Below are 4,780 nucleotides of genomic sequence, written 5' to 3' on the forward strand. Positions count from 1 at the left end.
GCGACAATAAGTGGTGCATCGAGATCTGTAAGCCGCAGGTTGGACGGCGCCACGTGCAGCCTGGCGTGCGCGAACCTGAATAACAGGCGAAAGGTGTCGCGGTAGGATGCAAGCGTGTGCGGACTGACGTTGCGCTGATGGACAAGGCGGTGTGTAAAGAACCGTTCGATCAGCGGCGCGAGTTGGAGATCCTGCGTCATGACAGTGTCTCCCATCGCGCTTCGAGTCTTCGGGCAGCTTCCCCCATGAGTTCGGGGCAGGCCGACAGGTACCAATATGTGTCGCGAACACGGCCGTGCCCCAGGTAGGTGGAAAGGACCGGAAGAAGTTGGTCTACGTCCTTGTCGGCCCGATACCAGCGCAGCAGCGTAGCAACGGCAAAACCGTGCCTCAGGTCGTGCAGGCGGGGTCCTGTGCGAGCGCCGCGCGGTCGCAGGCCGATCTTTAGTGACACAGCACGGAAATCGGTGACGATATTGCGATAGTGCACGTGGCCGCCGCGTTCGCCGGTGAAAAATGGCCGGCCGGCGGACCTCAAGGGTTGGCTATCACGCCGTGCTGCATAATCCTTGAGCACGGTCAGCGTCGACGAATGAATGGGGACGATGCGCATTTCGCAAAAGCCGGACAGTGATGGAGTGAACTTAGTGAAATCGGCGTCCGGGACTTACCGAAACACGCAGGGACGATGCGAGACTTGCCGAATTTGCTGTCGCGAATGACCAGTATCCCTTGGTCGAGATCGACATCACCTCTATGAAGCCGCAGGGCCTCGCCAATCCTCATGCCGGTCACGGCGAGGAGGCCGACGATGCAATAATAGGTCCATCGACGCAGGTTGCCTGCGGGTGGAAGGGCCAGCATCGCAGCAAGAAGCTGTTGAACTTCAGCCTCGGAATAGAGGTAGGGTGCGGGCCGCCGTTGCTCCGGAAATACGCTCGTCGGAGGGACCTGTGTCCGCGGGTCGGTAATCGCCACGTACCGGGCGAACCCGCGAACTGCGGACAGGCGCCCGGGCCAGGACGCTGGACCAGCATCTTTGCTCACCCATTCGATGGCGAGCTTGCTGGTTATGATCGCGTTGCCATGCTGATCCATGTGCGCGACGAAGCGGCGTAGTATCTGTTCCTGAGACGAAAGCTTGAAGCCAAGGGTGCGGCGCATGCCCATGTAGCGCTCGAGGGCGATGTACAGCGGGCTCATTGCACGGCTCCCGGCCATGGCGTTGCCAGGCGCCGCAGGCTTGCCAGGTCAACCTTGGCATAGATGCGTGTCGTATCGTGGTTTTGGTGACGTAAGACCTGGCCGATCTCGGTCAGCGTGGCCCCCGAACCAAGGAGTCCAGTGGCCAGGCTATGCCGAAACAGGTGGGATCCGCGATGCGCGACGCCAGTTATATTGGCTGCATTGATCGCGGAGCGTGCGATATGGATCACCGCGTATGATGAGGTAAAGCCGATGTGCGGAGCGTGCGAGCGAAGGAAAACCCGGCGACTCCCGGATATCGGACGACCGTCGCGCAGGTAAGCCGCGATGGCCTCGCCGACTTCGGGTAGGAGCGGCATGGTCGCCCGTTTGCGTCCCTTGCCCTGCACGTGGAGTTGCCCGGCTCGCCAGTCAATATCGTCTAGCCAAAAGCAACAAATGCAATGGACGCCACGTGGCGTACACCTCCTCATCCAACAACGCGCGTTCTCGACGGCACTCTCGACAACGACTTCAAACGGTGGCGCAAGGAACGGCAGGCACCAAAAAATGCCATCAAATTGGCAGCCTGATGACCCCCAACTTTTTATGCTCCCGTGTCATCCGCGCATTTGGCACGCGCGGAGCCAGGGCCGCGGGGCGGCGTCCCAGTTTGCTTTTGCGATTTGCCAAAACGCACCCGAAGGTTCGAACGGCAGCCGTTGCAACAAAACTCGAAATAAAATTCGCAGAGTCTTAACGCCGCAAAGTCGTGGACGATGGTAGCCTTGGGGCAAGGTCTGAGTTCAAGCGCGGCTACGCGGCTACAAAGATGCCGAAAATCCTTCAGACCGCCGAGCGGCACGCACAAAAGGGGTACACATAAATGGCAAGAGCGCTGATCCTACTTGGAGGCACGATAATGGGCTCCGGTCTGCTGTATGTCCAGGCTGCTCAGCGCCTTGGCCTCCAGCCAATTACCCTTTCGGCCGACCCAAGTAAGTATGACCATTTCGCGGCGAAAGGGGTCGAGACAATCCGAGTTGATACAGACGATCTGGAAGCGCTGATCGGCGAATGTTCCCGGCTCCAAGAGACCTATGAAATTGCTGGAATCACGAGCGCTGCGGATTCGTTTTATGCGACAGCTGCCAAGCTCTGCCGTCATTTCGATGTGCCGGGACCGAACCCGGAAGCTGTTGAACAATGCTGCGATAAGTACACTCAGCGTCAACTTCTCGCGGCCTCAGCCCTTCCGATACCTGCTTATCGCTTGGCGGTCAATGCAACGGAGGTAAAGGATTCGGCCGCAGAGATCGGGCTGCCGGTGATAGTGAAGCCTGCGGTGGGCTGCGGCAGCGTCGGTGTCCGGTGGTGCCGCACTGCCGACGAGGTGGCCGAACATACGGGCTACCTGTTGAGTGGGAACCACAGACGGCAGGCTGCGCCAAGGATACTGATTGAAGAATTCGTACAGGGCCAGCAGTATTGGATTGACATGATGGGGGATGAGGTCATTGGGATTGCCGCAATGGAATTCGGTCCTCCACCGCAGTTCGTCTACCATGAAGCGACCTATCCGGCAGCGCTGACTGACGAGGAAGAGGAGCGTATCAGCGATGTTTCGCTGAGTTGCTTGCGAGCTCTCTGCCTTGGCTGGGGGCCAGCGAATGTTGAACTCCGATGGACGAAGCGCGGTCCGGTCGTCATTGAAGTCAATCCGCGTCTTTCTGGTTCGCCCGGCCCTCAATTGGTTCAATTGGCTTACGGTGTCGATCTCATTACCGAGCACATAAACCTTGTCATCGGCAATGAATGGGATTTGCGTAGAAGGCATTCGCGCATTGCGGCCGCGCGGCACCTGGTTGCTGATCGCGATGGTACCCTTGATTGGATCGATGGGGATAGTCAAGCGGCCGCAGTATCAGGTGTTTCCGAGGTCAAGTTTTATGTTGAACCCAAGACGCGGATTGCCAGAAAAGGCGATTATCGAGACTGTTTTGGACACGTCATTGCCGCTTCACACACCCGCGAACAGAGCAAAGCGATACTTCGGCATGCCGTCGACTTGATTCATTGGTCCATCACGTCATGAGGGAAATAGTTGAAAGTGTGTGAGAGGTTTTGAACACAAGCTCACAACCGGGACTGAGCTCAGTATGGACGCCTGCGGTCGTGCAATGCAGAGCGCTTTCTACCTCCTGAGCCCGTTTGCCGAGCACCCGTTCCAGGGCGGCAATGCACGCTTGATAAACTCGGAGAAGATCGGCCGCTGAGACATCCTGAGATCTGCCACTGAACTGTCGTCCAGTGGCGATTAGAGCCGCGACCATTTCTGATCCGATACCATTCTTTGGACCGCCGGAAGGTGGAGTTTTCCGGCTGTTTCACGATGGCGGGCTGGCGGCACCATCGGGATTGATCAACGAGATCGGAACCTTGTGCCCGATTGCGCCATGTGGGCGCACCTCGTTTTAGTATCTGCGCCAATCCTCCAACTTTTCGGCCGTCTCGGCAAGCGTCAGGAACCAGTGGGCGTTCAACACTCCGCCCTGAAGCGGCCGTTGAAGGCTTCAATGTAAGCGTTGTCCGTTGGCTTTCCCGGTCGCGAGAAGTCGAGCGTGACGCCCCTGATATAGGCCCACAGATCGAGGTCGCGCGAGACGAACTCCGAGCCCTGATCGACCCGGATCGTCTTCGGATAGCCGATCCGGGGGCAGACCTGTTCCAGCGTCCTGACCACATCCTCGGCTCGATAACTGAAGCGCGGGTCGAGCACCGGTACGTAGCGCGAGAACGTATCGACGACCGTCAGGACGCGGATCTTCTTGCCCGTCGCAAGCTGGTCGTGAACGAAGTCCATCGCCCACACGTCGTTGGGTTCGGCGGCTGGTTGGCGATCGTCTCGCAGCTTCATCCCGACATTGATGTTTGAGATAAAATGACTCGGTGTCGGCGATAAACTGGCTGAATTGGCTACAGGGCACGGATCCGTTCCGTAATATCTTCCAGAACCGGCAGACCAAATCTCGTCCTGCAGGCGCCTCCCGTTGGAAATCGGCGACCCGCAAATCCCGTGAGCGCCAATCGGCCACGTGGTCAACTTAGTGCAAGTAACGTTACCTTCTATCGGGTTGTCGGGTTGTAATTACTCACGCCCTTGTCAGGGGCAAGAATCCCTTAATCTATGGGGATATGGATCGCACTGATTTGCAGCGTCTGACGAAGGAAGAGTTGATCGATCTGGTGCTGCGGATGCAGCGGCCAGAGAAGACATCACGCACGTCGTCCAAGCCACCTTCGAGCGATCGCAAGGCGCGTCGGGACAGGGCAAAGCCTGGCGGCGCCAAGGCGGGTCATGAAGGTCACAGCCGCGCCATGAGTGAGGATGCCGATCGCATCATCGATCATCATCCAGACCAATGCCTTTGCTGCCGCGCCAGCCTGTCGAGCGATCTTGCTGCCGAAACCGTCAGCGAGCACGACAAGATTGAGCTTCCCGCGATCAGGCCTTTGATTGAGCGCCATCGGCGTCTGGCAGTCCGTTGCCCGTCCTGCGGCACGCTGGTCGTCGCGGCTGTGCCAGATGCGGCGA

Annotated in this window: 4 protein-coding genes and 3 pseudogenes; 2 read left to right on the forward strand and 5 right to left on the reverse strand. The window is 58.5% G+C overall.

Annotated elements, in window-relative coordinates:
• The 4 genes and pseudogenes from ACWGTO_RS32710 to ACWGTO_RS32725 all read right to left on the reverse strand — a co-directional run.
• Positions 1-200, reverse strand: a pseudogene (locus tag ACWGTO_RS32710) (integrase); the annotation flags it as partial.
• Positions 197-613, reverse strand: a complete 417-nt coding sequence (locus ACWGTO_RS32715; RefSeq protein ID WP_454578843.1) for a hypothetical protein — start codon at positions 611-613, stop codon at positions 197-199. The gene ACWGTO_RS32715 and the pseudogene ACWGTO_RS32710, both read right to left, overlap by 4 nt.
• Positions 580-1,203, reverse strand: a complete 624-nt coding sequence (locus tag ACWGTO_RS32720; protein ID WP_454578844.1) for a tyrosine-type recombinase/integrase — start codon at positions 1,201-1,203, stop codon at positions 580-582. The genes ACWGTO_RS32715 and ACWGTO_RS32720 overlap by 34 nt, the downstream gene beginning before the upstream one ends.
• On the reverse strand, positions 1,200-1,595 hold the full coding sequence (locus ACWGTO_RS32725) for a tyrosine-type recombinase/integrase (RefSeq protein WP_454578845.1): 396 nt from the start codon (positions 1,593-1,595) through the stop codon (positions 1,200-1,202). Before ACWGTO_RS32725 ends, ACWGTO_RS32720 begins: the two co-directional genes overlap by 4 nt.
• 512 nt (positions 1,596-2,107) lie before the next feature.
• Between ACWGTO_RS32725 and ACWGTO_RS32730 the strand changes: the two genes are divergently transcribed.
• The gene (locus tag ACWGTO_RS32730) at positions 2,108-3,280 is read left to right on the forward strand and encodes an ATP-grasp domain-containing protein (protein WP_454578846.1); all 1,173 of its coding nucleotides are present in this window, start codon (positions 2,108-2,110) and stop codon (positions 3,278-3,280) included.
• Between the two features lie 292 nt (positions 3,281-3,572).
• On the opposite strand, the pseudogene ACWGTO_RS32735 reads toward ACWGTO_RS32730, so the two are convergent.
• A pseudogene (locus ACWGTO_RS32735) lies at positions 3,573-4,108 on the reverse strand (DDE-type integrase/transposase/recombinase); the annotation flags it as partial.
• Between the two features lie 272 nt (positions 4,109-4,380).
• Between ACWGTO_RS32735 and ACWGTO_RS32740 the strand changes: the two are divergent.
• Positions 4,381-4,780: pseudogene (locus ACWGTO_RS32740) on the forward strand (IS66 family transposase); the annotation flags it as partial.

The sequence above is a fragment of the Mesorhizobium sp. PL10 genome (assembly GCF_053714315.1).

Bases quoted from the DNA above. Each gene is read 5' to 3' on its own strand.
- ACWGTO_RS32720 (WP_454578844.1), bottom strand. From the start codon at position 1,203: ATGAGCCCGCTGTACATCGCCCTCGAGCGCTACATGGGCATGCGCCGC.
- ACWGTO_RS32715 (WP_454578843.1), bottom strand. From the start codon at position 613: ATGCGCATCGTCCCCATTCATTCGTCGACGCTGACCGTGCTCAAGGAT.
- ACWGTO_RS32730 (WP_454578846.1), top strand. From the start codon at position 2,108: ATGGGCTCCGGTCTGCTGTATGTCCAGGCTGCTCAGCGCCTTGGCCTC.